Raw genomic sequence first — 25930 nt, 5'->3', positions numbered from 1 at the left:
GTCCGGTGGACCTTTACGCCTTGCGAAACGATCGAGGGTTAACCCCAATCGGGCAAACCGGGCGCCCGGTGGCCGCCTTTCAGCTCAATTCGGCCTTGGCCAGGCGGCACACCGCCAGCAGCGCGAGCAGGTTGGGATCGCGCTCCCGCGTGCGCAGGAAGTTGAGCGCGATGGTCTGGCGCATGAGGTAGCGGGGCTGCAGCGGGATCAGCTGCACGTTGTGCGGCATCACGCCGCGCACCCGGCCCGGCAGCAGCGTGAAGCCGACGCCGCCGCTCACCAGGTTCATCAGCGAGAAGATGTCGTCCGTCTTCATCACCACCTTGGGCGTGAAGCCGGCGATGCGGAAGGTGTCGACGAAGCCGCTGTAGGTGACGAAGCCCTCGCTCAGGCTCACGAAGGGCTCGCCGGCGCAGGCGCCCAGGTCGATCTCTTTCTGTGCCGCGTAGGGCGAGCCGACGGGAGCGGCGAAATGGATGTCGTCCTGGAACAGCGGCTCGGATTCGACATCCGGTGCGTCCTCGGGAATCGCCATGAGCGCGGCATCGAGGGCGCCGTCGCGCAGCTTCTGCAGCAGGTGCGCATTGGAGCCGAGCACGAGCTCGGTATGCAGCTCCGGCTTGCGCAGCTTCATTCCCATGATGAGGCGCGGGACCGTGCGGCTGGTCAGCGAGTAGAGCGAGCCGATCCGGATGCGGTCGGCCGAGTAGCCGGCGATCTCGCGCGTGGCACGGATGCCCTTGGACATCGTTCGCAGCACATCGCGCGCCACCTCCGCCAGCGCCTGCGCCGCTTCGGTCGGATGCAGGTTGCGGCCCTCGTGCCGGAACAGCGCGCAGCGCATGCCCGACTCCAGCGCATGCAGGGCGCGGTGCACGCTCACCGCGCTGATCTCGAGCTTCTCCGCCGCGCGCGCGAGGTTGCCGGTCTCCATGAAGACCAGGAGGATCTCGAGCCGGCGGAAGGTGATCTCTTCGTCGACGTGGAGGTGCATGATGGGGTCCGTCGCGCGCCCATCCTAAGGCTTGCCACGGCCGTTGAAGCGCGTAGCATCGCGCCATCTCCCAGCGAAGTCCTTTGCCGCCGCGCGCGAGGCCCGCTTCCCACGGCGCCGGTCTTGCCTACGACTTGCAGATCATTTCACTGCTTGTGCACTCGAGCGGCGTGAGGCGGCGTCGTCCGTTCGATTCGTTGGCATGCGCCGCCGAGACGAACTGAAGGAGATGAACATGGTCACTTACGTTGGCTTGATGACCTTCACCGAGAAGGGTATCCAATCGATCAAAGAAACAACCAAGCGCGCCGCCGCAGCCAAGGAGGCCGCGAAGAAGTTCGGCGTCAACATGCGGGAAATCCTCTGGACCATGGGAGAGGTCGACCTCGTGTCGATCATCGAAGCGGATGATGAGCAGGCGCTGGCGGCCTTCAGCCTTGCCATCGCCACGCAGGGCAACGTTCGATTCCATTCACTGCGCGCTTACCCGAGCAGCGAGATGGATCAGATCCTCGCCAAGCTTCCATAGTTTTTTTGCGACCGGATGCCGCCCCTTGGGGGCGGCTTTGTCTTGCCATCGTCGGCGCTATGTGACGGCACCGATTCCGAGAACGGCCAGGATGATGAAGATCACCGCGACGACCAGGAAGATGAAGAACAGGATCTTGGCGATGCTGGCAGCGCCGGCGCTGATGCCGGTGAAGCCGAAGACACCGGCGATGACCGAAACGATGGCGAAGATGATGGCCCACTTGAGCATGCTGAGTCTCCGTGTTGAAGCCTCTGATTGTTTGTGCCTCGCGCGCGTGAAGGAGTAGGGCTGAAACGCAGGGGGACGTCAGCGGCGACGCTCCAGCGTGATCAGCACGCACCGCCACCGCCACCGGCGCCGGAACCGCCGGGGCCTTCGCGCGGGCGCCGTGTTCATGCGCCATGCTGCGCGGGGCTTCGAGCGTGCATGTTCGGATCGAACCTGACCTCGCGCGCCACGATGCCGTGGTTGCCTGATGCGCCGATGACCTCAAGAGGCGCATGGTGCCCCCGACAGGAATCGAACCTGTATCTGAGTCTTAGGAGGACCCCGTTCTATCCATTGAACTACAGGGACGGGTGGGCGGTCGCGACTTTACCAGTTCGTGGACCTCAGTCGTACTTCACCGTGTAGATGAGGTCGATGCCGCTCTGCTGCCCGGCCTGCCCGCGCAAGGTGAGGCGCCGGGTGAGGTCGTAGAAGACGAACAGGGTGCCCAGGGTGCCCGACAGGCTGCGCTCGTAAGTCACGTAGAAGTCCTTCGACAGGCGCTTACCCAACGTGACCGCAGATTCGCGCACGTCGCCGCCATTGCCCGGGCCCTTGAAGCCGATTTCGTCCAGGCCGAAGCGGCTGGCCAGTCCGCCGCCCGGGCTGCCGGAGCCGAGCTTGCCCAGCAGCGCCAGTGCGGCCTGCTGCAACAGCAGCGATTCGCCGCCGCTGGTGGCCGAGGCGCGGCCCAGGATCACCCAGGACAGGGTCTCGGCATCCGACAAGGGCGGCTCCGAGTAGAGGCGCACGCGCGGCGATTGCGCGGTGCCGGTGATCTGCACGCCGGCACGCTGCGAGATGTTGGGGCGGATCGCGAGGATGTCGAGCGCGGGATTGTCGTAGGGGCCGTTGAAGCGCGCGATGCCGGTCTCCACGTCGAGGCGCTGGCCGTAGGCGCGGTATTGGCCCTTGACCGTGCGCACCTCGCCGCTGATGCGCGGCGGCGCGTCGAGCGCGTTGCTGCGGACGTCGAGCTTGCCCTCGAGCCGGGTCGTGATGCCGCGCCCTTGCACGGCGAAGTCCTCGCCCAGGTCGAAGCCGATGGCGATGTCGGGCGGCTTCGCGGTCTCGGCGCGCGCCCCTCGCGACGCTTCGTCGGCCGCGTCGCTGGCGGCACGGCGCCGGTCGGCTTCGGCGGCCTCGCGGTCCTTGGCGGCCGAGCGCACGACCACGTCGCTGCCGAGGCTGGGTGCGGTCTCGTCAGGGAGGATGATGACGGCGCGGTCGGTCTGGAGGTTGCCGCGTACGGTGAACCGGCCGTTGTCCAGGCGTGTCTGCAGATCGCCCGAGAGCGTGACCTGGCGGTCGGCGCGCACCAGCACGCGCAGCTTGCGCAGCTGGGTCTGCACGGCCAGGCGGATGCCGGTGCCGTCGGCCGGCGCCGGGCCCCAGCTCAGCTCGCCGCGCGCCGACAGGCTGCCGCCGTCGCTCGCAGCCTCGCTGGCTGCTGTGCTGAGGTTGCCGCTCTGGCCCGGGATGCGGGTGGCGCTGCCGGTGCCGCCCTTGAGGCTGAATTCGGTGATCTCGATGCGCTCGCCGGTGAGCGAGGCGCGCAGGCGGCCGTCGCGCAGGTCCAGGCCTTCGACCAGGGCGCGCAGCGCGAGTTTGTCGGCCACCAGCGTGCCGTTCCAGCGGGGCAGGGCGCGGTTGCCGGAAAGGGTGGCGTCGGCTTCCAGGGTACCGGCGATGCGCCAGCCCGGCGGCGCCAGCATGGACCAGACGCCGAGGTTGGGCAGGCGTGCGCTGACCTTCCCGGCGAGGGGCGCATCGGTTGCCCACTGCCAGCCGCCGGCGCGCTGCTGCACCCGGGTGCTGGCCTCGGCGCGGATCTGGCCGGCGCGTTCGCTGTCCCAGGCCACGGTGGCGCGCACGGTGTCGCCCTCGGCATCGAGGCCGAACTCGGCCTGGCGCAGGCCCGCCGGCGTACCGGCGCCTTCGCCGGAAGCGTTCATCGTGCGTTCGCTGGCGGTGCCGGTGCCACGACTGGTGATACGGGTGACGAGGGCGGTCTCGCCGGCCTGCACGCGGATGTCGCCGGCGGCGCGCGTCAGGCGGGCGCGGGCGCGCAGGGTGTCGCCGGCGTCGATGTCCCAGTCGCCGTCGAATTGCAGGTCGCCACTGATGCCCATCTCGTTCAGGGTCGCGCTGCTGCCCAGCGCCTCGGCCCAGGCCATCGGCAGGCCGCGCAGGCGGCCCTGCGACTTCAGGCGGAAGACGCGGGCGGCATCCGCGCCGCTGTGGCTGTAGCGCAGGGGCTCCCAGTCGAGGCGAACGGTGCCCGGAACCGGGCCGCGCAGCGTGGCGCCGGCGGCGGAGGCCTCGACTTCCAGGCGTCCGGCATCGCCGCTCCTCACCGTGGCGGAGAGCGGGCGCTCCATCTCGAGGATCCAGGGGCCGGGGCGGGTGCTGTCATGGGCCTGCACCCGCAGGCTGGCGATCGAGGCCCGCCATTGCCTGGCGCGCTCCACTCCGCCGCTGGCGCGGGCATCCAGCGTGAGCTTCTGCGTGCCGGTGGCGGCCTCGCCCCGGAGCGCAAGCGTGGCCTGGGCCAGGCTGCCGGCGAGGTCGGCGCGCAGGTCGCGCAGCTGGATGTCCGTGGGCGCGCCGCCCTCGGCCGGCGCGGGCAGCCGGACTGCGAGGCGCGGCACCGTGAGCAGCGCCTCGACGGTGGGCTCGGCCTGGCCGCGCGCAGCCGGCTCCCCCGGGTTTCGCAGGCGCCGCTGCAGGGTCTGCCAGCCGCCCTGCCAGCTGGCGTCGAGCCGGGCGCTGCCTTGCGCCCTGGTACCGGCGAACACGGCCGACAGCGCGGGCAGGCCTTCCACCCAGCGCTGCAGGGCGGCGGCATCGTCGACGCGCGCGCGGATCTCGCCGCCGCCGGTGGCGGGTGTGGCGCGGCCCTGCAGCTGCACCTGTCCCCCCGGCATCGAGAGTTTCAGCTCGCCGTTGCCGGCCTGGTCGGCGATGCGCGCCTGCAGCTTGCCGTCGAGCGTGGCGTTGGCGGCGGCGACCTGGAGAGTTCGCAGGTCCAGCACCTGCGTCGAGAGCTGGTACTGGCCGCGGGCCAGGGCCCGGTCGAGGCGCAGGCCCTGCAGCGCCTTGGGGCCGGCGCCGCGCCCGGCCTGCAGGGCCAGGTCGAAGGCCACGGTGTCCTCGCGCTGCCGGGCCTCGGCGCGGCCGCTGACCGGCGGGCCGGCCAGCGCGGTGTGCAGGGCGCCGGGGTTGACGCCGCGCAGCGTGGCCTGGACGTCCCAGGGCGCGGGGGCGGGGCTCCAGCGGCCCTGCGCGTCGATGCGGCCGCCGCCGGCGTGCACGGTGGCTTCGGGCAGGGTCCAGCTGCTGCCGTCGAAGCTGGCGCGGGCCTGCACCTGCTCGACGGGGAGCAGGCCGCTGTCCCAGGGGCCGGGGCGCGCGTTGCGGATGTCGGCGCGGGCCTGCCAGACGGTGCTGCCGGCCGGTGCGCCCGGTGCGCCCGGCTCAGGGCCGGCCTCGATTTCACCGCTCAACAGCGTGCCGGGGGCCTCGGGCCATAGCAAGGCCAGGTCGAGGTTCTGCAGTCGCGCCTCGGCGTCGATCACGGGCTGCGGCAGCCAGGGGGCGAGGCGAGCGCGCAGGCGGGCTTGCATGGGGTCTGCCGCGCCGGCTTCGGCGGGCCGGACCTCGGCCTCCACTGCCAGGCGCGCGTCGGTGGTGGCGAGCGTGCCCCTGGCGCTGGCCTGGGCCAGCAGGTCGATGGCGCGGTCTTCGGCCAGTGGCGCGCGGATGCGGCCTTCGAGCGCGGCGTCGAGGGCCATCGGTGCCGGGCCCTGCAGCGTGACGCGTGCGCCGTAGTGGCCCTCGGCAATGTCCACGCCGTCGACCACGAGCCGGTGTTCGTCGCCCTCGTAGCGGTAGCTGCCGGCCAGATTCCCGGCCTTCAGCGCGGGCGGGCCGGCCCACTGCAATTCGTCGATGCGGAAGGGCAGCTCCACCGTCACGGGAAGCACGATGGGGGAGAGGGGCTCGAGGGGCTTGTCCTCCTTCGGCCCGCGCGGCTCGATGAGCACCTGCGCCGCATGCACCTCGCCCAGCTTCACCTTGCGCTCGAGCAGTGGCGGCAGCGTCCAGCCGATGGTGGCATCGCGCACCTCCACGGCCAGGCTCTCGCTCTGCCAGCGCAGCCAGCCGATGCGGCCCCCGGCGCGGATCGAGCCCCGCACCTCGCGGCTTTCCAGGCTCTGGCCGGCCGGCAGGTAGCGCGCCGCCCGGGCCAGCGCGAAAGCCAGGGACTCGCTGGTGCCCAGCCACCACCAGGCGCCGGCGACGAGCACGCCCACCAGCACGATCAGGCCGAGCAGGCTCCAGGCCAGCGCGTGCAGGGCGCGGCGGGCCCGCGAGCGCCGGGGCGGGGAAGAGGAGGGCGGCGCGTCCGGCTGCATCGTCAGAAGGTGAATCCGAGCCGCAGGTGGAGCCTGAACTTCTTCGTGTCCACACCGTAGGCCAGGTCGCCCTGCACCGGCCCCACCGGGCTGCGCCAGCGCGCGCCCACGCCCAGGCCGACCTTGGTTTTGAGATCGCCTGGCCGGTCCGCGACGGCGCCCGCATCGACGAACACGACGCTTTCCCAGTCGGTCGGCTTGCCCTGGTGGATGTAGGGCTGCTGCCATTCGACGCTGGCCACCGTCATGTAGCGCCCCGCGACGATCTGGCCGTCGGCGCGCTCGGTGCCGATCTGCCGGTAACCGTAGCCGCGCACGGTGGTGTCGCCGCCGGTCAGGAACATCAGGGTGGAAGGGATCTGGGCCCGGTCCTGGGCGACCACGGCGCCGGCCTCCGCACGCAGCTGCAGGCGCCCGCGGCGCGCTTCGCTGGCCCTGTCCCCCTCCTCGGCACGGCCCAACGGAATGATGCCGAGCCAGCGGCCATAGACGCGGGTGAAAGGCAGGCGTTCGCCGGTCAAGGTATAGCCCGCGCCTACTTCCAGCGCCACGCCATGGCCTCGTGTCGGCGCGCCCATGTCGTCGAAGTAGCGCCCGGTCCAGCCCCAGTTGATCGACAGCGCCGAGGCCGAGGGCGGTGCGTTGAAGCCGCGGTTCTGCGCGTAGTCGTACTGCAGGAAGTAGTTGTAGTCGATGTGGTCGCTGGTCTTGCCGAGGCCGCCGCGCAGCCGGCCGCTGTCGACCTTGTAGCTGCCCGAGGTCTCGCGCTTGAGCTGGCCGGAGGCGAAGCGGCGCCAGCCCTTGTCGTCGGGGATCCCGTTCCACTCGGTGCCCAGGGACTGGGTCTCGCGGTCTACCGAGAGCTTGGACACTGCGCGCCACCCCAGCAGCGGCATGCGGTTGTGGATGTGGTCCAGCGAGAGCCGCGGGCCGCTGTCGGTGGTGAAGCCGACGCCCAGCACCACCTTCTGCAGCGGCGCCTCGCGCACCTGCGCGATCACCGGGGCCCACTGCGGGTTGCCGGCGTCGGTGTCGAGGGTGAGGAAGACCGAGTCGTAGTAGCCGCTGCTGGCCAGGCGCTGCTGCGCGTCGAGCAGTTGCTGCTGGTCGTAGTCGCTGCCGGTCGGCAGCCGCGCGATGCGGCGCGCGCCGTCGGCGTCGTAGCGCTCGCTGCCGCGCACCTCCAGCGGGCCGAAGCGGTAGGCCGGGCCGGATTCGTAGCGCACGCGCAGGCCGGCCTCGGCACGGTCGGCATCGATGTCGGCCCGGCTCAGAGCCACGCTGCCGGTCGGGAAGCGCCTGGCCGTCAGGCTGCGCAGGGCGGCCGACTTGGCGTTGTCCCAGCCGGTCTGGGTGAAGGTCCGGCCGGCGCGCAGGGGCCAGTCGCGGCGGATCGCTTCGCGCTGGTCGGCGGCCTCGGGGTCGGCGGCGATCGGGCCGCTGAACTCGATGTCCACCGCGCGGATGCGTGTCGGCTCGCCCGGCGCCACCGTGATGCGCACCTCGCGCGGCGCCTTGCCCTCGGGCGTTTCCTTCAGTTCGAGGGTGAGTGTGGGCGTGAAGTAGCCGAGGGTGCCGAGCAGCTCGCGCGCATTGGCCTCGGCGGCCACCATCAGGCGCGAAAGCTCGGCCGCGCCGAGGTCGTCAAGCTGGCGGTAGCGCTGGATCTCCAGGTTGCGCACGAGGTAGTCGCGCACGGTGTCGGGTGCCTGGACCTCCACCGTGAAAGCATCGCGGGTGCCGGCCGCACGGTCGCCCACGACGGGGCTGGCCCCGGCGTCCTCCCGCGCCGCCTCGCTGCGGGGCAGGAGGCTGCAGCCTTGCAGGAGAAGGATGCCTGTACAAAGAAACGCCGGCATCCAAGCCGGCGCGAGCCAACGAAGCACCCTGAGCATGCGGTCATTCTGACAGCACGCCCGGCGCAGTCCCGTAGGCGGGGGCCGCGCGGTCCCCCTGCTTGGGCGCGGCCCGCTGGCCTAGGCGCGGCCCGTCATCTTGCGCGCCAGCATCCAGAACGCCGGCGGCGTCAGCATGCGCGCGATGGCCTTGGCGCGATCCACGCGGTGCGTCTTCATGAAGATCGATGCCGATTCGTCGCCGTGCTGCTTGCCGGCCAGCGGGCTGCTGTAGTAGTAGGCCGCTACCGAGCGGCGCGGCCGGCCGTCGGGCGCCTGCAATGGCTTGGTATGGCCGTGGTAGCTCACGGGGCCGTGCGGCAGCAGGATGGTGCGGCCGAACTCGGGCTGCACGGTGGTGACGCAGCGGTCGTGCTTCTTGTCCCAGAGTTCCAGAGCGGAACCCCAGGACGGGTCCCACCCCTTGTTGAGATAGGTGATGAAGACCATCTCGTTCTTCAGCCCCAGGTGCCGGTGGCGGTTGAAGTCGCGGTGCACGGCAAAGGTCGCGCCGGTGCGGCTCTCGTGCAGGCCGCCGCCGAAGAGTTTGGGGTCGGACAGGAGGTAGGGAACGCCGGTCAGCGCGGACAGCCAGTCGATGAACCAGCCGGAATGGATGATGTCGAAGTACAGCTGTGTCGCCGGGGCCAGCGTGGGGCCGAGCACCGAGCGGCGGGTCGATTCATATCGGCTCTTGACCTCGGTCCAGTTCTCCGGACGGGCGTCGAATTCCTCGAGCACCAGTTCGAGGAGCGCGGGGTGGAAGATGTGGTCCAGCACCAAGTGCGGGAAAGGCTGGCCGGCCATCAGTTGCTCGCGCAACTGGGCGACGCGCTCCGGCGCGAAGAGCGATGGGTCGACCAGCTCCATGCGCGGCAGGCGCACGCCGCGGATGCTCACGAAATCGCTGGCGGGCGGAAACCGCGGCTGGGGTGCCGCGGGCGGCAACGGCTGCTCCAGGACCGGCGGGTCAAGCGGCAGGGTGAGTACAGCGGACATGGCAACACCTCCAGCGGATTCGCCTCAAATGCGATTTTTTTGAATCCTTAGGTGTTAAATGTAACTCCCGCTTTCAACTTTGTGACAACTTTTTTGGGATAGCTGGAGTGTCGGAGCTATCACCAGCGGCCTAGGGCGTCCGTCCGATGTGTCCTACTTCGACAGCAAGCGCATGGCGTCCTCCAGACCCTTGAGGGTGAGCGGGTACATGCGATGCGATACGAGTTGTTGCATGACAGCAATACTTTGACGGTATTGCCAGACGCCCTGCGGCTCGGGGTTGACCCAGGCGAACTTGGGGAAGGCGTGGGTCAGGCGCTGGATCCACTCGGCGCCGGCCTCCTCGTTGTTGTATTCGACGCTGCCGCCGGGCTGCAGGATCTCGTAGGGGCTCATCGTCGCGTCGCCGACGAAGATCAGCTTGTAGTCCTTGTTGTACTTGCGGATGATGTCCCAGGTCGGGAACTTCTCGGAGAAGCGCCGGCGGTTGTTCTTCCACATGAAGTCGTAGACGCAGTTGTGGAAATAGTAGAACTCCAGGTGCTTGAACTCGGTCTTGACGGCCGAGAACAGTTCCTCGACACGCTGCACGTGCTCGTCCATCGTGCCGCCCACGTCCATCAGCAGCAGCACCTTGACGTTGTTGTGCCGCTCGGGGCGCATCTTGATGTCGAGGTAGCCGGCGTTGGCCGCGGTCTTGTGGATGGTCTCGTCGAGGTCCAGCTCGTCCTCGTGGCCTTCGCGCGCGAACTTGCGCAGCTTGCGCAGCGCCATCTTGATGTTGCGCGTGCCCAGCTCCTGGCTGTCGTCGTAATCCTTGTAGGCGCGCTGGTCCCACACCTTGACTGCGCTCTTGTTCTTGCCCGCGCCGCCGATGCGGATGCCCTGCGGGTTGTAGCCGCCGTGGCCGAAGGGCGAGGTGCCGCCGGTGCCGATCCACTTGCTGCCGCCCTCGTGGCGTTCCTTCTGCTCCTCGAAGCGCTTCTTCAGCGTCTCCATGAGCTCGTCCCAGCCCATCTTCTCGATCTTGGCCTTTTCCTCGGCGGTGAACACGCGCTCCAGCGTCTTGCGCAGCCAGTCGAGCGGCACTTCCTTGGTGAAGTCGGTCAGCATCTCCACGCCCTTGAAGTAGGCGGCGAAGGCGCGGTCGAACTTGTCGTAGTGCTTCTCGTCCTTCACCAGCGCGGTGCGCGAGAGGTAGTAGAAGTCGTCGAGGCCGTAGGCGCCGTCGGAGTTGGGGCCGACCACGTCGGCCTGCAGCGCCTCCAGCAGGCTCAGGTATTCCTTGACGGAGACCGGCAGCTTGGCCGAGCGCAGGGTGTAGAAGAAGTCGATCAGCATGGCGAATCACTCCCCGCCGCGGGATGGGCGCGGCTTGTCCAGCAGGTAGAGCAGGTGCGCCCGCACTTCGGGCCACTCGCCCGAGCGCAGGCTGTACATCACGGTGTCGCGGATAGTGCCGTCGCGGCGAAGCGCATGCCCGCGGATCACGCCGTCCTTGTGCGCCCCCAGGCGCTCGATGGCGCGCTGCGAGGCATGGTTGTAGTTGTCGGTTCGCCAGCCCACCACGTGGCAGCCCAGCGTGTCGAAGGCGTGGCCCATCATGAGCAGCTTGCAGGTGGTGTTGACGTGCGTGCGCTGGCATCGCTTCGCGTACCAGGTGTAGCCGATCTCCACACGCTTCACCGCGGGCAGGATGTCGTGGAAGCTGGTCGACCCGAGCACGGTGCCGGTGGCTTCGTCGGTGACGGCGAAGGCGAAGCGCTGGCCGGCCTCGCGGCCGGCCAGCGCGGTCTCGATGTAGGCGCGGGTCTCCTGCGGCTCGGGCACCGATGTGACGCGCAGCCTCCACAGCTCGCCGTCGGCCGCGGCGCTGCGCAAACCCTCTTCGTGCGCCAGCGACAGCGGCACCAGCGCGATCCCGCGGGACCGCAACGTGACAGGCTCGACGAACGCCATCCTCAATTCCTCGCTGAACCGTACTTGCGCATGAACCACGTGCGCGCGAGATGCGCGCCGGCGCCGCCGCCCAGGCCGATCAGCAGGATGCCGAAGACAGTGCCGTTGCCGTAGCCGGGCCCGAAGGCGTCGAGGCCGAACGCCAGGCCGAGCCAGCGGCCGACCACTGCACCCACGACGAACAGGACCGCTTGCGCCACGCCCAGCAGCAGCAACTGGCGGGTGGTGGGGCGGCCCGTGCTCATCGGTTGTGGCGCTGCATGAAGACCAGCTTCTCGAACAGGGTCACGTCCTGTTCGTTCTTGAGCAGCGCACCGACCAGCGGCGGCACTGCGACCTTGTCGTCCTTGCTCTGGAGCGCCTCGAGCGGGATGTCCTCGGCCACCAGCAGCTTGAGCCAGTCCAGCAGCTCGGAGGTCGAAGGTTTCTTCTTCAGGCCGGGCAGGTTGCGCACGTCGTAGAAGGTCTTCATCGCCGCGGTCAGCAGTTCCTGCTTGAGGCCGGGGAAGTGCACCGCCACGATGCTCCTCATGGTCTCGGCGTCGGGGAACTTGATGTAGTGGAAGAAGCAGCGGCGCAGGAAGGCGTCGGGCAGCTCCTTCTCGTTGTTGGAGGTGATGAAGACCACCGGCCGGTGCCTGGCCTGCACCAGCTCGCGCGTTTCGTAGCAATAGAACTCCATGCGGTCGAGTTCGCGCAACAGGTCGTTCGGGAATTCGATGTCCGCCTTGTCGATCTCGTCGATCAGCAGCGCCACCGGCTGGTCCGCCGTGAAGGCCTGCCACAACACGCCCTTGACGATGTAGTTGTGGATGTCCTTGACCCGCTCGTCGCCCAGCTGCGAATCGCGCAGGCGGCTCACCGCGTCGTACTCGTAGAGGCCCTGCTGCGCCTTGGTGGTGGACTTGATGTGCCACTGCAGGAGCGGCAGCTCGAGCGAGCCTGCAACCTCTTCGGCCAGCATCGTCTTGCCGGTGCCCGGTTCGCCCTTGACCAGCAGCGGCCGCTTGAGCGTGATCGCCGCGTTCACGGCAAGCATCAGATCCTGTGTGGCGACGTAGTTGTCGGAGCCCTTGAATTTCATGGATGGGAGCTAGAGCAGGGTGGATGAGGGGACCCAACATTCCGATCATCTGCGCCGCGCGATGCGAGTCCGCTGCTGCCTCACGCACGGGACCGCCAGAAGCCCCCGCATATAATCAAATGTTGACTTGAAGAAACCAGTTCTCCACGAGATTGTGCGCGCAAAATGAACAAGTTGTTGTCCACGGTGTTTGCCCTCGCTGTCGCTTGTGTGACGGTCTCCGCCCAGGCCCAGAAGATCACCGGCAGTGCCGAAAACGGTTCGAAGAAGGTTGCCATGTGCGTGGGCTGCCACGGCATCGTCGGCTACCAGGCCAGCTTCCCTGAGGTTCACAAGGTTCCGATGATCGCGGGCCAGAGTGCCACGTACATCGTCTCGGCTCTCACGGCCTACAAAACCGGCGATCGCAAGCACCCCACCATGCGCGCCATCGCCGACACGCTCAGCGAGCAGGACATCGCGGACCTCGGCGCCTACTACAGCCAGCTCGGCGTGCAGGAAGGCGATGCACCCCCGGCCGCCGCGGCGCGCCAACCCAGCGAGCGCGTGCAGGCCCTGATCTCGCGCGACAAGGACAACGCCTGTACCAAGTGCCACGGCGCCAACTTCAACACGCCGAACGACGGCACGGTGCCGAAGCTGGCCGGCCAGCACGCCGATTACCTCTACGTGGCCCTCAAGTCCTACAAGACCGAGAAGAGCATGACCATCGGGCGTTCCAACGGCGTGATGAGCGGGCAGGCCAAGAAGTTCAGCAACGCCGAACTCAAGGAACTCGCGAGCTACGTCAGCTCGCTGCCCGGCGAACTGAAGACGGTGCCGGAGTCGCGCATCCATCACGCGAAGTAAATCGCCACCGAAGTCAAAAGCCCGCTGCGAGCGGGCTTTTTACTTTCGGCGCGCCGGCGGCGCTCACACGTCGAAGAACACGGTCTCGTCCGGCCCCTGCATGTGGATGTCGAAGCGGTACGTCACCTGCCCGCCCGTCTCGCTGCGTTGCGCGATCAGCGTCTGGCGCCGTTCCACCGGCACGCTGGCCAGCACCGGGTCCTGCGCATTCGCCTTCGCCTCGTCGCTGAAGTAGAGGCGGGTGAAGGCGTGCAGCAGCATGCCGCGCATCAGCACGATCACGTTCACGTGCGGCGCCTCGCCGGGCGATTCGGCACCCGGCTTGACGGTGTGGAACACGAAGCGGTTCTTCGCATCGGTGCCGGTTCCCATGCGGCCGAAGGCGCGAAAGCCCATGGCCTGCGCATCTTCCACCGACTGCGGATAGGCCCCGGTGCCGTCGGGTTGGCTGATCTCGACCAGGGCATCGTCGATCGGCTTGCCGTCGCCGTCGATCACCCGGCCCTCGATGCGGATGCGTTCGCCGCGCGCGTTGTCCAGCGCAAGCACCGCGTCGAAGGGCTGGTCGAAGTCGTAGCCGTACTGGGTGGCCGTCAGGCCGTAGGCGAAGTAGGGGCCGACCGTTTGCGAAGGTGTCTGGCCGAAGTTGGACTCGAGTCCGCTCATCATGATGGGTGTCTCCTGGGGGTCAGCGGTTTTCGAAAGGCGTCTCGTCGGCGCCGCGCAGCACCATGTCGAACACGTAGCCGAGCGCGTAGCCCTCTTCGGTGACGTCGAGGCTGAAGTCGGCGATGAGCCGGCTGCGCACCTTCTCCGGCGTTCCGGTGATCATCGGGTCGTACTGGTGCAGCGGGTCGCCCGGGAAGTACATCTGCGTCACCAGCCGGCTGCCGAAGTGCTCGCCGAACAGCGACAGGTGGATGTGCTGCGGCCGCCATGCGTTCGGATGGTTGCCCCACGGATAGGCACCCGGCTTGATGGTGAGGAAGCGGTAGCGGCCCTCGTCGTCGGTCATGCAGCGGCCGGCGCCGAGGAAGTTCGGGTCCAGCGGTGCGTCGTGCCGGTCCACCTTGTGCACGTAGCGGCCGCAGGCATTGGCCTGCCACAGCTCCACCAGCGTGTTGCGCACCGGGCGGCGCCGCTCGTCCAGCACCTGGCCGGTGAGGATCATGCGTTCGCCCAGCGGCTCGCCGTTGCGGCGCGCGTTGCGGGTCAGGTCGTGGTCCAGCTCGCCGATGCTGTCGTGGCCGTACACCGGCTGGCGCAGCTCGCCCAGCGAGGCCTTCAGCGGGATCAGCGGCCGGGTCGGCCCGCGCTTGGCGGTCGACTTGTAGCCCGAGTAGATGTACGAGGGATGGCTGGCCCAGTCGCGCGGGCTGAGGGTAGGCAACGCGCCCTTCGGGGGGGTGGAAGAACTCATGAACTTGTCTCCGTGTTCGTGGGGGTGGGCCGAACTGTATTCATGCGCAGCGCTGATGTAAATTGACGTTCTTGTGATTTTCCATAACCAATGGTAATTGAATGGCGGCCGATCCCGAGTCCTTCCTGCGCGGCGTGCAGTTGCGACATCTGCGCTGCCTGGTGGCGGTGGCGCAGGAGCGCCATCTGGCGCGCGCCGCCGAGCGGCTTGCTCTGAGCCAGCCGGCGGTCTCGAAGACCCTGGCCGAGCTGGAGGCTCTGGTGGGCGAGCGCCTTGTCGATCGTGGGACTGCGGGCCGGCGTGGTATCCAGGGCTTCACGGCGGCCGGTGATCAGCTGCTGGCCCATGCCCTGCGCGTGCTGGACGCGCTGGACGCAGGCGCCCAGGCGCTGATGCCGGCCTCGGGCGCTCGCGTGCAGCGCCTGCGTGTCGGCGCGCTGCCCAGCGTCGCCCCCTCCTTGCTGCCACCGGCGCTGGCCGCGCTGCGCGAGCGCCTGCCCGCGCTGCAGCTGCAGATTCAGACAGGTGCCAACGCCGCCTTGCTCGATGCGCTGCGCGCGGGCGAGCTGGACCTCGTGGTCGGCCGGATGAGCGATCCGCAACTCATGGCCGGCCTGACCTTCGAATTGCTCTACACCGAGCCGCTGGCCTTGGTCGCGCGGGCCGGCCATCCGCTGGCCAAGCGCGCCCCTTCGGTCCAGGAAGTGCTGCAGCAGCCGCTCGTGGTCTACGGCGAGGGCACGATCCCGCGCCACCACACCGAGAGCTTCCTCTCGGGCCTCGGCCTGCGCCTGCCGCCGCCCGTCACGCAGACGCTGGATCTCTCGGTGGCCCGCGCGCTGCTTGTGCGCTCCGACGCCGTGTGGTTCACGCCCGTCGGCGCGGCGCAGGACGACCTGGCCAGCGGCCTGCTGGTGCGGCTGGCGGTCGACACCGCGGGCACGGAGGAGCCGGTGGGCCTGCTGCTGCGCAGCGATGCGGAGCCCTCGGCGGCGCGCCAGGCCCTGATCGCGCTGTTGCGCGAAGCGGGCGGCATCCCTCAGTCGCGCGTGGCCCGCCGCTGAACGCAGGCCACGTAGGCCTCGCCATCGGGCGGGCGGCCGGCGCGCTGGCTCTCCCACATCATCTGGCCCAGGCATTCCATGGCCTCGTGGTGCGCCTCCAGCAGCGAGTCGCGGCGGGCGGCCAGCAACTCGACCGCCTGGCGGATTCCGCGCGGCTGATCGATCGAGCACTGCTCGCTGATCGACAGGTGCATCGAGAGATGAAGGAAGGGGTTCTCGCGCCCGTCCCCGCCGTCGTAGAGCCGCGCCACCGCCGCGTCGGCGTCCATCAGGTCGGCGTGGTACTCGGGGTGCTCGTCGATCCAGTGGCTTGCGATGATCTCCAGCGCCTCCAACGGCAGGCCCTGTCGGCTCTTGGCGTAGACGTCGCAGAAAAAGCGGCGCACTTCTTCCTGGGTGGGATTGAACATGCGCCGAGGTTAGCACCGGCCCCAGGGACACATGACGCACGCGGCCGCTACATTTGCGCCCCATGGACCGACTTGAAAACATAGAGACATTCGTCCGGGTCGCGCAGACGCAGAGCTTCGCCGAGGCGGCACGGCAGATGCGGGTGGCCAAGTCGGTTGTCACCACCCGCGTGAAGCAGCTGGAGGACCACGTGGGCGCGCCACTGTTCCATCGCAGCACACGCGTGGTCCGCCTCAGCGACGTGGGCCAGGCCTTCCTGCGCGACTGCACGGAACTGGTGGGCCGGGCCCACGACGTGATGGACCAGATGCGCGGCGCGCGCGCGGGGCCCACCGGCACGCTGCGCATCCATGCGCTCACCGGCTTCGTGCTGGGCCACCTGGCCGGGGTGTTGCGCGCCTTCCAGTCCAGCTATCCGGACATCCATCTCGAGCTGATCGTGAGCGACGCGGTGGTCGACCCGGTGAAGGCGGGCGTGGACTGCGCGCTGCAGATCTTCCCGGCCGCCTCCACCGAACTGATCTCACGCCCGCTCTTCCCGGTGCGCCGGGTCTTCTGCGCCACGCCGGAATACCTGCGCGCCAACGGCGTGCCTCAGAGCCCGCGCGACCTGCACAAGCATCGGCTGGGCCTCTACTCCGGCTACCCGAGCCGCGACCGCTGGACCTTCCACCATGGGGGCGAGCAGATCACGCTGTACATGACCGCGGCGCTGCTGACCAACAGCGTGCACCTGCTGCGCGAGTACGCGCTGGAACATGCGGGCATCGTCTGCCTGCCGACGCTGGTGGCGGGCGAGCCGATCCTGCGCGGCGACTTGACGATCGTGATGCCCGAGCATCAGCTCTCTTCCTTCTCCCTCAGCGCGGTCTATGCGGAAACCTCGCGCAACGCATTCAAGCTCAAGCTGTTCATCGAGCACATCACGGCGGCCTTCTCGCGCGTGGCGCCGTGGGATGCGGCGATGGTCGAGCGCGGATTGCTGCCCGCCGACCCGATCTCCGACCCCTGAAAGCGAAGGTACTCGTGTGCGTGCCGGGCCGGCTTTGCCCTGTTGCGGGGCGCCGGCCGTTCCGATATAAGCCCGTTGCTGCACTGCAGCAACAGGGGCGTCGGGGGGAGGTCTCCTGCGCCTGATTCCATCCAGATCAGAAAAGGAGAGTCATGAGCAACGATGTCGATGCCAAGGTCGTCCAATTGGGCAAGTACAAGGTCAAACGCGGGCAGAGCTCCGTGTCCGGCCTGTCCTCCGGTGCCTTCATGACGGTGCAGCTGCACCTGGCGCATTCGTCGAGCTTCGTGGGCGCGGGCGTGATCGCCGGCGGTCCCTTCCGCTGCGCGGAGTCCTACCGCGGTGCCGCCCTGCTGGCGGAGGATGCCTACGTGCAGGGCGCCATGTACATCTGCATGAACCCGCTCGTGCCGCAGACCGCCCCGGACGCCGAGCGCCTGGCCGACTGGGCCCGCGAGGCGGCGGCGGCCGGCGAGATCGACGAGGTCGAACACCTGGCCGGCGACCGCGTCTACATCTTCACCGGCAACAAGGACGAGGTCGTGTACTCCGACGTGGTCGAGCGCACGCGCAGTTTCTACCGCCTGCTCGGCGTCCAGGCCGAACACATCGCCTACCACGACGACGTGCCGGCCGGCCATTCCATCATCACCGACAACCCCGAGGATTCGCCGCTCGGCGCCAACGAGCCGCCCTACATCAACCACGGGGGCTTCATGCAGTCGCACGACATCCTGCGCCACATCTACGGGCCGCTGAAGCCGCCGTCGGAGCGGCTGGAGGGCCGCCTGTTCCGCTTCGACCAGACCGAGTTCTTCGGCGGCGAGGCACGCGCCAGCATGAGCCGCTACGGCTATGCCTACGTGCCGCGCGCCGTGGAGGAGGGTGCGCCGGCCCGCGTGCACATTGCGCTGCACGGCTGCAAGCAGGGCTACAACTACGTGAACTACGTCAACGGCCGGCCCGACATCCGCAACAACCCGCCCTACGGCAACCGCTACGTGACGACCACGGGCTACAACCACATCGCGGACAGCAACGACATCATCGTGCTCTACCCGCAGGCCCAGGGCACCGACGACGGCGAGACCCAGAACCCGGACGGCTGCTGGGACTGGTGGGGCTATACGAGCACCAGCTCGCGCAAGCCCGACTACTACTCGCGCAACGCGATCCAGATCCGTGCCATCCACGGCATGCTGACCCGCCTGGGAGGTTGACGATGGCACGCACCCCCACCCGGCAAGGCGCCACGCCATCGCCCAGCCCGTCCTCCGACGCCGTGCCGCAGCCCTCCGGGCCGAACGCGACGCAACCCGATGTGCCGCCCTCCCGCGTGGCAACGATCGCGCTCTCGCCGGCGCCCCTCGTGCGTATGCAGAAGCTGCACCTGATGCTTGCGCAGCTGGGTGCGCGCGGCGCCGGCACGGCCTGGGCCATGGCGACGACCTTGCCCATGCGCCTGGAGCCGCAGGACCTGGTCGAGCTGTCCGCGATGCAGCAGGCCGTGATGGAGCGCCTGCGCAAACAGCACAACAGCTGGATCGAGGGCCTGACGGTGCTGATGCACGAAAGCGCCGAGCAGCGGCACGCCAACACGCTGTCGAAGTACGTGGAGCGCGAATACAACCTGGTCGCCCAGTTCGGCGCGCTGCTCGCGGACCAGGCTTCTCAGATGGCGGGTCTGATGGAGACCATCCAGGTCAACCTCGGCTACTGGGTCGCGCAGAAGCAGGAGCCGGTGTAGCCCCCTGAGTCCGCCGGAGGGATGGCAGCGAGGCGGCTGCCAGCCCTTCCCGATCCAGGGAAAACCCTGCCGATTGACCGCAATCGGCGAACAATGCGGCCCGCATCCGATCCCTACCGCCCGGGCGCTTCGCTTCCTACAGTTCAGCCATCGCAGCACGGCGCTGCCCGCTGACCTGAAGGAGACAAGCCCATGACCGCCACCGCCTACCAGACCCGCTTCGGTTCACTCAAGAATTACGAGAAGGGCCACGTCGAACCCATCGACGACGACGTGAAGCACTATGCGATGTCCAACTGCTTCGACATCGCCAGCAAGAGCAAGCCGTACGAGAAAGTCGTCTTCGGCCAGAACCAGATCTACGTGCTGGAGACCCTTCGCGCCGAAGGCCACTCGCCCTGGTACACCTGCGCGCACGACGAGTTCGCACTGGTCATGGACGGCGAGGTCGAGATCCACCTCGTCAAGCTCGACGGCGCGCAGGCCGTCGCCGACACCGAGAAGAACGGCGCCGTCCTTGTCCAGGGCGAACCCCAGGGCCAGAAGATGGGCTGGATGAAGCTCACGCGCGGCCACCAGGGCCTGCTGCCCAAGAACACCGCGTACCAGTTCCGCACCCACGGCGAACCCGGCGTCATCGTGCTGCAGACCTGCAAGGGCGACCTCTCCGTCGAGCGGTGGGCCGACATCTGCCAGACGCACTGACGCAACAAGAGACAGGAGCCACACCATGAACGCCCCCGCAGAACTCGCCAAGGTCATCGCCTCCCAGCCCGACGCCACCCTCGGCTACAAGGACTTCACCCTCGGCAGCTTCGGCTTCCACCGCGACGAGTACTTCGCTCACATCACCTGGAAGACCAAGGACGGCCGTCCGATGAGCCACACCATGGACGTCGGCAACTACCTGCGCGCGCTGATGCGCGACGTGGCCTGGGGCTTCTTCTACGGCTGGGTCAACTTCGACGACGTGGTCGGCACCGTCAACCACTACCAGTCGGTCGACCTCTATGCCGGCAGCTACAACGGCACCATGAAGGAAGCCGGCATCGACCTGCTGGAGAACTTTCCCACCGCCCAGATCCGCGCCACCTTCGAGGCCATGCTCGACGATTGGACCAACGAGAGCTTCGACCCCTTCGCCGCACCGCAGGAAACCGGCTCGCCCTACGGCCGCAAGAAGGGCAGCAACACCGCCAAGATCACCCGGGCGCGCGAGCTGGCCAAGCGCTGCGTGGGCCTGAAGGACGACCTGCGCCTGCGCAGCGACGACACCGGCGCCCCGGTCAACCGTGCCTTCGCCGATGTGCCTCAGGCCCAGCCCGAACTGCACCCCGAGCCCGGCTTCGAGAACGAGGTTCACGCCTTCAACCTCTTCGGCTTCCTGAGCCGCTCGCAGGTCACCTGGAACCCCAGCTTCACCTCCGTCGTCAAGCACAGCTTCATGTGCCCCACCACCGAGGAGCACATTCTGCCGATCATCCACGGCAACGACCGCGTCGAGTGGTTCTTCCAGATGACCGACGAGATCCACTGGGACTGCGGCGACAAGAACACCGGCCGCCCGATGGCCCGCGTCATCATGAAGGCCGGCGACATGGCCGCCATGCCCGCCTACTGCCGCCACCAGGGCTACAGCCCCAAGCGCTCGATGCTGCTGGTGTGGGAGAACGGCTCTCCGAGCCTGGTCTACGAGATCCAGAAGGGTGAAAGCCCCGAGATCCCCGTGAGTTTTTAGGGGACAACGCGCCGCACTTGCGGCGCGTCCTTCCGAGCTTTGCTTCCAGTTTGAGGAGACATTCATGGCAGACCCCATCCGGTGCGATGCCGGCGCAGCCTCGCGCCGGCGATTCATGCAGCAGGCCGGCGCCGGCTCCGCGGCCGTGGCCGCCGCCACCCTCGGCCTCGGCACGCAGGAGGCCGACGCCGCCACGGCGCCTGCCTTCGACGCCACCTACGACGTCGTCGTCGCCGGCAGCGGCGCCGGCGGCCTGGCCTCCGCGCTCTTCGCCCGCTGGCAGGGCAACAGCGCCGTGATTCTGGAGAAGGCCGGCAGCATCGGCGGCACCACCGCCAAGGCCGCCTTCTGGTACTGGGTGCCGAACAACGAGGCCATGAAGAAGGCCGGCATCGCCGACCCCAAGCCCGACTTCCTCAAGTACGTGGCGCGCCTGTCGAACCCGCAGGGCTATGACCCCAACCACCCGCGCTATGGCTTCAGTCAGTGGGAGTACGACATGTGCGCCGCCTTCTATGACAGCGCCTCGCCCGCCGCGGAGCTGCTGGCCAGCAAGGGCGCGCTGCCGTACCGTCACGTCGCCGAGGTGCCCGACTACTTCGCCGAGCTGCCCGAGGACAAGGCGCCCAAGGGCCGCGTGCTGGTGCCCAGGGACGCGATCGCCAGCATGTCCGACGGCGGCCTGGTGGCCGTGCGCACCATGTCCACCAAGGCGCGGCAGGAAGGCATCCCGATCCGCACCGGCATGCGCGTCACCAAGATCCTGCAGGACAAGACAGGCCGCGTGATCGGCGTCGAGGCCAAGGACGAACTCGACGCCACCGTGCGCCTGCGCGCCCGCAAGGCGGTCATCTTCGCTACCGGCGGCTTCACCCACAACGTCGAGCTGCGCAAGAACTTCCTGAACGGCCCGATCTACGGCGGCTGCGCCGCGCCCAGCAACGAGGGCGACTTCGTGGCCCTGGCCGGTCCGCTGGGCGCTCAGCTGCGCAACATGAACTACGCCTGGACCTGCCCGATCCCGCTGGAGAAGGCGGTCGCGAAGGACGGCTCCATCTCCGGCATGTTCTCGGTGGCCGGCGACTCGATGCTCTTCGTCAACAAGTACGGGCAGCGCAACGTCAACGAGAAGCTGCAGTACAACGAGCTGGCCCAGACCTTCTTCGAATGGGACGGCGCCAAGGCCGAGTACCCCAACCTCGTGCGCATCGCCATCTGGGACCAGCGCTCGCAGCAGCACTCGGCCAGCGCCGAGTACGGCCGCCTCATCGTGCCGCCCGGCACCGACGACCGCCACGTGATCAAGGGCGCGACCTTGCCCGAGCTGGCGCGCGCCATCGACGAGCGCCTGGCCAAGTACGCCGGCGTCACCGGCGGCGCGAAGCTCGCGCCCGAGTTCCTGCCCAACCTGCAGGCCGCCATCGCGCGCTTCAACCAGTTCGCCAAGACCGGCAAGGACCTCGACTTCCACCGCGGCGAGCGCGTCGTGGAGCAGCTCTTCAACGGCGACGTGAAGGAAGAGCCCGGCCGCAGCAACCCGACGATGTGGCCCCTCGCCGAAAGCGGTCCCTACTACGCGGCGCTGGTGGTGGCCGGCACGCTCGACACCAAGGGCGGCCCCAAGACCGACACGAACGGCCGCGTGCTCGATGGCCGCGACCAGCCCATCCCCGGCCTCTACGGCGTCGGCAACTGCGTGGCCTCGGCCTCGGGCCGTGCCTACTGGGCCGGCGGCGCGACGCTCGGGCCGATCATTGCCTTCGCCTACCGTGCCGCCAACGCGGCCCATGCTGAGAGCAGGAGCGCGGCATGAAGACGTCGCTGCTGCTGCCACTCGCCGCGTTCCTGTGGCTGGCGGGGAACCCGGCGCAGGCCCAGTCGGTCGGCCAGCGCCTCGCCCAGTCCGCCTGCGCCCAGTGCCACACCTTCGGCAAGGGCGAGCCCCACGGTGTCGGCCCCAACCTGTACGGCCTGCTCGGCAAGCCGGCCGCGGGCGCCGCCGGCTTCACCTACTCGAAGCAGTACCTCGACGCGATGAAGGGCAAGACCTGGGACCGCGCCCTGCTCGACAAGTGGCTCACCGACACGCAGGCCGTCGCGCCCGGCAGCACGATGGCCTATTTCCAGGACGACCCGAAGAAGCGCGCCGCGCTCATCGAGTACATGCAGTCACTCAAGTGAAGAAGGAGACATTGCCATGGCCCTCACCCGTCAAACCATGACCGACGAGCAACGCAAGTCGGTCGCCCTCGAATACCTCAAGGCCTACGACAACGGTGGCGTCACCTCCACCGGCGGCTCGATCCTCGACCTCTTCGCCAGCGACGCCCAGGTCTACTTCCCCAAGTGGGGCCTGGCCAACGGCAAGGACGAGATCGGCAAGCTCTTCACGGAGGTCGGCAGCCGCGGCAAGTCGATCCGCCACGACTACGCGGGCTTCAACTGGATCTTCACCGGCACCGACCTGTTCGCCTGCGAGGGCACCAGCTACGGCGAGCACGCCGACGGCCCCTGGCGCGCCGGCGTGCCCGAGTGGGGCGCGGGCCGTTGGTGCGACGTGTTCGAGGTGCGCGATTTCCTGATCCAGCGCTGCTTCATCTACCTCGACCCCGACTACGCCGGCAAGGACACGGCGCGTTACCCATGGCTTGCCGCGAAGGCGGGCTGACACTGAACAGGGAGTGCCTCTCACCATGACCCTCGCAGACATCCAGCAGGCTGCCGGCCTCAAGACGCCGATCCGCCACCAGCTCTTCATCGACGGCCGCTTCGTCGATGCGGAGTCGGGCGAAACGCTGGCCACCCTCAACCCGCACGACAACTCGACCATCGCGCAGGTCGCGCTGGCCGGCAAGGCCGACGTCGACAAGGCGGTGGCCGCCGCCAAGCGGGCCTTCCCGGCCTGGAGCCGCATGGCCGCGGCCGACCGCGGACGCATCCTGCTCAGGCTGGCCGACCTGATCGAAGCCAACGCCGAGGAACTGGCACGCCTCGAATCGCTGGACACCGGCCACCCGGTGCGCGACTCGCGCGCGCTGGACGTGCCGCGAACGGCCGCGTGCTTTCGCTACTTCGGCGGCATGGCCGACAAGTTCCAGGGCGAGACCATCCCGGTCGAGGCCGGCTTCCTCAACTACACGCTGCGCGAGCCGGTCGGCATCGTGGGCCAGGTGGTGCCGTGGAATTTCCCGCTCATGTTCACCAGCTGGAAGATGGCGCCCGCGCTCGCGGCCGGCAACTGCATCGTGATGAAGCCGGCCGAGATCACGCCGCTGAGCTCCCTCAGGATCGTCGAGCTGATGGCCGAAGCCGGCATGCCTGCCGGCGTGGTCAACATGGTGCCCGGCCTGGGCAGCGTGGCCGGCCAGTACATCGCCGAGCACCCGGAGATCGCGAAGATCGCCTTCACCGGCAGCACCGCCACCGGCCGGCGCATCGTGGCGGCCAGCGCGGGCAACCTCAAGAAGGTGCAGCTCGAGCTGGGCGGCAAGGGTCCCAACATCGTCTTCGAGGACGCCAACCTCGCGGCCGCCGTCAATGGCAGCGCCTGGGCCATCTTCCACAACCAGGGCCAGGCCTGCATCGCCGGCTCGCGCCTGATGCTGCACGAGAAGATCGCAGATGCATTCCTCGACAGGTTCATCCCGCTCGCGCAGTCGATCAGGCTGGGCAATCCGCTCGACGACGCGACGGAGATGGGCCCGCTCACCAGCGCGCAGCACCGCGAACGCGTGCTGAGCTACGTCGAGGTCGCGAAGGGCGAGGGCGGCGAGGTGCTCGCCGGCGGCAAGGGGCCGGGAGGCGATCTCGCGAAGGGCTGCTACGTGGAGCCCACCGTGGTGCGCGCGAAGAACTTCCGCGACCGCGTGGCCCAGGAAGAGGTGTTCGGCCCCTTCGTCACCGTGCTCACCTTCAAGGACGACGAGGAGGCCCTGCAGATCGCCAACGGCACCGACTACGGCCTGGGCAGCGGCCTCTGGACCGGCAGCCTGCAGCGCGCCCACAAGGTCGCGCGCGACCTGCACGCCGGCATGGTCTGGATCAACAGCTACAAGCGCGTGAACCCGGGCTCGCCCTTCGGCGGCGTCGGCCAGAGTGGCTACGGCCGCGAGATGGGCTTCGACGCGATGCGCGAGTACACGCAGGTCAAGAGCGTGTGGGTCAACGTCGACGCGCAGATCCCGCCGCACTTCAAGCGCTGAACGAAGCACCCATCACCGAAAAAGGAACACCAGGCATGGCCTCGACCGCAATCCGTCTTCTCGCCGCCTGCGGGCTGGCCCTGGCCGCCGCCGGCGCGCCCCATGCGCAGCCGGCCTGGCCCGCCAAGCCCGTGCGCGTGGTGGTGGCCTTTCCGCCCGGCGGCATCGTCGACAACGTGGCGCGGCAGCTGCAGCCGCGCCTGCAAGCCGCGCTGGGCCAGCCGGTGATCATCGACAACCGCGGCGGCGCCGGCGGCACGGTGGCATCGGCCGAGGTGGCCCGGTCCGCGCCGGACGGCCACACGCTGCTGATGGTGTTCGACAGCTATGCGACCTATCCGCTGGTCTATCCCAAGCTCAGCTTCGACATCGCCAAGGACCTCCAGCCGGTCACGCAGATCGCAAGCAACCCGCTGGTGCTGGTCGTGAATCCGAAGGTCCCGGCGCAGGACTTCAAGAGTTTCGTCGGGCTGCTCAAGAGCCAGCCAGGCCGGCTCAACTACGCCAGCGTGGGCCCGGGATCGAGCAATCACCTCACGGCCGAACTCTTCAAGGCCCGGACCGGCACCTTCGTCACCCACATTCCGTACCGCGGCGGCGGCCCGGCGCAGCAGGACCTGCTGGGCGGCCAGGTCGAAATGATGTTCCTCTCCGCCGTGCTCGCGCAGCCGCACGTGAAGGCCGGCAAGTTGCGGGCCCTGGCCCAGACCGGCGCGCAACGCGTGCCGGCCTACGCCGACACGCCCACCGTGGCCGAGAGCGGCTATCACGGCTTCGAGGTCAATTCCTGGGTCGGTCTGCTGGCGCCGGCCGGCACGCCGCGCCCCGTGGTCGACCGGCTGCAAGCCGAGGTGCGCAAGGTCGTCACCGACCCGGCCTTCGACCAGCGATTGCGCGAGCAGGGCCTGAGCGGCATCGCCAGCACGCCCGAGCAATTCGCCGCTGCCTTGCGCACCGAGCAGGACAAGTGGACGCGCCTCGTGCGCGAGCGCGGCCTGAGCCTGGAATAGCGCGAGGAAGAGGGCGGCCATGCGCGCGTTCACCTACACCAGCCAGCCGCAGCGCGTGGTCTTCGGCCCCGGCAGCCTGGCGCAGCTGGGCCGCGAGATCGGATCCCTGGGTGCCCGGCGCGCCCTGGTGCTCAGCACCCCCGAGCAGCGCGCCCAGGCCGAGCGCGTGGTCGAGCTGCTCGGCCCGCAGGCCGCCGGCATCTTCGACCGCGCCGTCATGCACGTGCCGATCGAGACCGCCCGCGAAGCGCGCGAGGTGGCCCGCCGGCTTGGCGCCGACTGCGCCATCGCCATCGGCGGCGGCTCCACCACGGGTCTGGGCAAGGCCA

Annotated in this window: 26 protein-coding genes and 1 tRNA gene; 14 read left to right on the top strand and 13 right to left on the bottom strand. The window is 68.8% G+C overall.

Translation table 11 applies throughout. The features are described from left to right. Nucleotides 1–79: 79 nt before the first annotated feature. Nucleotides 80–994, bottom strand: coding sequence for a LysR family transcriptional regulator (locus ABEA07_RS18460; protein ID WP_345539663.1), 915 nt, complete (start codon nt 992–994; stop codon nt 80–82). Between the two features lie 235 nt (nt 995–1229). Between ABEA07_RS18460 and ABEA07_RS18455 the strand changes: the two genes are divergently transcribed. Continuing rightward, on the top strand, nt 1230–1523 hold the full coding sequence (locus ABEA07_RS18455) for a GYD domain-containing protein (protein ID WP_345539662.1): 294 nt from the start codon (nt 1230–1232) through the stop codon (nt 1521–1523). Between the two features lie 57 nt (nt 1524–1580). Here ABEA07_RS18455 and ABEA07_RS18450 read toward each other — a convergent pair whose 3' ends face one another. The 9 genes from ABEA07_RS18450 to ABEA07_RS18410 form a co-directional block, all read right to left on the bottom strand. Next, nucleotides 1581–1754 carry a DUF1328 domain-containing protein gene (locus tag ABEA07_RS18450; RefSeq protein ID WP_345539661.1) on the bottom strand — a complete coding sequence of 58 codons (174 nt, stop codon included), beginning with the start codon at nt 1752–1754 and terminating at the stop codon, nt 1581–1583. Nucleotides 1755–2027: 273 nt separating this feature from the next. Then, nucleotides 2028–2102 (bottom strand) — tRNA-Arg (locus tag ABEA07_RS18445). 35 nt (nt 2103–2137) lie between these two features. Next, nucleotides 2138–6211 (bottom strand): translocation/assembly module TamB domain-containing protein, encoded by a 4074-nt coding sequence (locus ABEA07_RS18440; protein WP_345539660.1) that lies wholly within the window; start codon nt 6209–6211, stop codon nt 2138–2140. Nucleotides 6212–6213: 2 nt separating this feature from the next. Then, nucleotides 6214–8106 (bottom strand): autotransporter assembly complex protein TamA, encoded by a 1893-nt coding sequence (locus ABEA07_RS18435; protein ID WP_345539659.1) that lies wholly within the window; start codon nt 8104–8106, stop codon nt 6214–6216. Nucleotides 8107–8187: 81 nt separating this feature from the next. Further along, entirely contained in the window at nt 8188–9105 is a 918-nt protein-coding gene (locus ABEA07_RS18430) for a 2OG-Fe(II) oxygenase (RefSeq protein ID WP_345539658.1), read from the bottom strand. Nucleotides 9106–9258: 153 nt separating this feature from the next. Further along, entirely contained in the window at nt 9259–10446 is a 1188-nt protein-coding gene (locus ABEA07_RS18425; RefSeq protein WP_345539657.1) for a vWA domain-containing protein, read from the bottom strand. A 6-nt stretch (nt 10447–10452) separates the two neighbouring features. Continuing rightward, the gene (locus tag ABEA07_RS18420) at nt 10453–11064 is read right to left on the bottom strand and encodes a GNAT family N-acetyltransferase (RefSeq protein ID WP_345539656.1); all 612 of its coding nucleotides are present in this window, start codon (nt 11062–11064) and stop codon (nt 10453–10455) included. Nucleotides 11065–11066: 2 nt separating this feature from the next. Beyond that, the gene (locus ABEA07_RS18415; RefSeq protein WP_345539655.1) at nt 11067–11309 is read right to left on the bottom strand and encodes a hypothetical protein; all 243 of its coding nucleotides are present in this window, start codon (nt 11307–11309) and stop codon (nt 11067–11069) included. Continuing rightward, nucleotides 11306–12148: an AAA family ATPase gene (locus ABEA07_RS18410; RefSeq protein ID WP_345539654.1), complete on the bottom strand. Its 843-nt coding sequence runs from the start codon at nt 12146–12148 to the stop codon at nt 11306–11308. Before ABEA07_RS18410 ends, ABEA07_RS18415 begins: the two co-directional genes overlap by 4 nt. 165 nt (nt 12149–12313) lie before the next feature. Here ABEA07_RS18410 and ABEA07_RS18405 point away from each other — a divergent pair, with 165 nt between their 5' ends. Then, nucleotides 12314–12997 (top strand): c-type cytochrome, encoded by a 684-nt coding sequence (locus ABEA07_RS18405; protein WP_345539653.1) that lies wholly within the window; start codon nt 12314–12316, stop codon nt 12995–12997. A gap of 63 nt (nt 12998–13060) precedes the next feature. Here the strand turns inward: ABEA07_RS18405 and pcaG are convergent, their stop codons facing one another. Together pcaG and pcaH are read right to left on the bottom strand one after the other, a co-directional pair. After that, the gene (pcaG, locus tag ABEA07_RS18400) at nt 13061–13666 is read right to left on the bottom strand and encodes a protocatechuate 3,4-dioxygenase subunit alpha (protein WP_425584153.1); all 606 of its coding nucleotides are present in this window, start codon (nt 13664–13666) and stop codon (nt 13061–13063) included. Nucleotides 13667–13685: 19 nt separating this feature from the next. Then, nucleotides 13686–14417 (bottom strand): protocatechuate 3,4-dioxygenase subunit beta, encoded by a 732-nt coding sequence (pcaH, locus tag ABEA07_RS18395; protein WP_345539652.1) that lies wholly within the window; start codon nt 14415–14417, stop codon nt 13686–13688. Between the two features lie 101 nt (nt 14418–14518). On the opposite strand from pcaH, the gene ABEA07_RS18390 reads away from it, so the two are divergent. Beyond that, nucleotides 14519–15481 carry a LysR substrate-binding domain-containing protein gene (locus ABEA07_RS18390; RefSeq protein ID WP_345539651.1) on the top strand — a complete coding sequence of 321 codons (963 nt, stop codon included), beginning with the start codon at nt 14519–14521 and terminating at the stop codon, nt 15479–15481. Here the strand turns inward: ABEA07_RS18390 and ABEA07_RS18385 are convergent. Continuing rightward, a complete protein-coding gene (locus ABEA07_RS18385) occupies nt 15457–15891 on the bottom strand; it encodes a DUF1841 family protein (RefSeq protein WP_345539650.1) in 435 nt (144 codons plus the stop codon). The genes ABEA07_RS18390 and ABEA07_RS18385 overlap by 25 nt on opposite strands. A gap of 62 nt (nt 15892–15953) precedes the next feature. On the opposite strand from ABEA07_RS18385, the gene ABEA07_RS18380 reads away from it, so the two are divergent. The 11 genes from ABEA07_RS18380 to ABEA07_RS18330 form a co-directional block, all read left to right on the top strand. Continuing rightward, on the top strand, nt 15954–16904 hold the full coding sequence (locus tag ABEA07_RS18380) for a LysR family transcriptional regulator (protein WP_345539649.1): 951 nt from the start codon (nt 15954–15956) through the stop codon (nt 16902–16904). 152 nt (nt 16905–17056) lie between these two features. After that, complete coding sequence (locus ABEA07_RS18375; protein ID WP_345539648.1) at nt 17057–18124, top strand: extracellular catalytic domain type 2 short-chain-length polyhydroxyalkanoate depolymerase; 1068 nt, start codon at nt 17057–17059, stop codon at nt 18122–18124. A gap of 2 nt (nt 18125–18126) precedes the next feature. Beyond that, on the top strand, nt 18127–18651 hold the full coding sequence (locus ABEA07_RS18370) for a PLP-dependent aminotransferase family protein (protein WP_345539647.1): 525 nt from the start codon (nt 18127–18129) through the stop codon (nt 18649–18651). Nucleotides 18652–18843: 192 nt separating this feature from the next. Further along, nucleotides 18844–19356, top strand: coding sequence for a cupin domain-containing protein (locus ABEA07_RS18365; RefSeq protein ID WP_345539646.1), 513 nt, complete (start codon nt 18844–18846; stop codon nt 19354–19356). A 25-nt stretch (nt 19357–19381) separates the two neighbouring features. After that, nucleotides 19382–20389, top strand: coding sequence for a hydroxyquinol 1,2-dioxygenase (locus ABEA07_RS18360; RefSeq protein WP_345539645.1), 1008 nt, complete (start codon nt 19382–19384; stop codon nt 20387–20389). A 64-nt stretch (nt 20390–20453) separates the two neighbouring features. Further along, a complete protein-coding gene (locus ABEA07_RS18355) occupies nt 20454–22202 on the top strand; it encodes an FAD-dependent oxidoreductase (RefSeq protein WP_345539644.1) in 1749 nt (582 codons plus the stop codon). Further along, entirely contained in the window at nt 22199–22570 is a 372-nt protein-coding gene (locus ABEA07_RS18350) for a c-type cytochrome (RefSeq protein WP_345539643.1), read from the top strand. The genes ABEA07_RS18355 and ABEA07_RS18350 overlap by 4 nt, the downstream gene beginning before the upstream one ends. A 16-nt stretch (nt 22571–22586) precedes the next feature. Then, nucleotides 22587–23057: a nuclear transport factor 2 family protein gene (locus tag ABEA07_RS18345; protein WP_345539642.1), complete on the top strand. Its 471-nt coding sequence runs from the start codon at nt 22587–22589 to the stop codon at nt 23055–23057. A 70-nt stretch (nt 23058–23127) separates the two neighbouring features. Next, nucleotides 23128–24591 carry an aldehyde dehydrogenase family protein gene (locus ABEA07_RS18340; protein WP_345539714.1) on the top strand — a complete coding sequence of 488 codons (1464 nt, stop codon included), beginning with the start codon at nt 23128–23130 and terminating at the stop codon, nt 24589–24591. A 35-nt stretch (nt 24592–24626) separates the two neighbouring features. Then, a complete protein-coding gene (locus ABEA07_RS18335) occupies nt 24627–25601 on the top strand; it encodes a tripartite tricarboxylate transporter substrate binding protein (protein ID WP_345539641.1) in 975 nt (324 codons plus the stop codon). A 19-nt stretch (nt 25602–25620) separates the two neighbouring features. After that, the coding region (locus ABEA07_RS18330) for an iron-containing alcohol dehydrogenase (protein ID WP_345539640.1) at nt 25621–25930 on the top strand (310 nt) is incomplete at its 3' end.

Origin of the sequence: Variovorax defluvii (assembly GCF_039541515.1) — a bacterium.
Lineage (GTDB): Bacteria > Pseudomonadota > Gammaproteobacteria > Burkholderiales > Burkholderiaceae_C > Variovorax > Variovorax defluvii.
The sequence above is the reverse complement of the archived record's forward strand: the minus strand, read 5'-3'. Positions and strand labels throughout refer to the sequence as shown.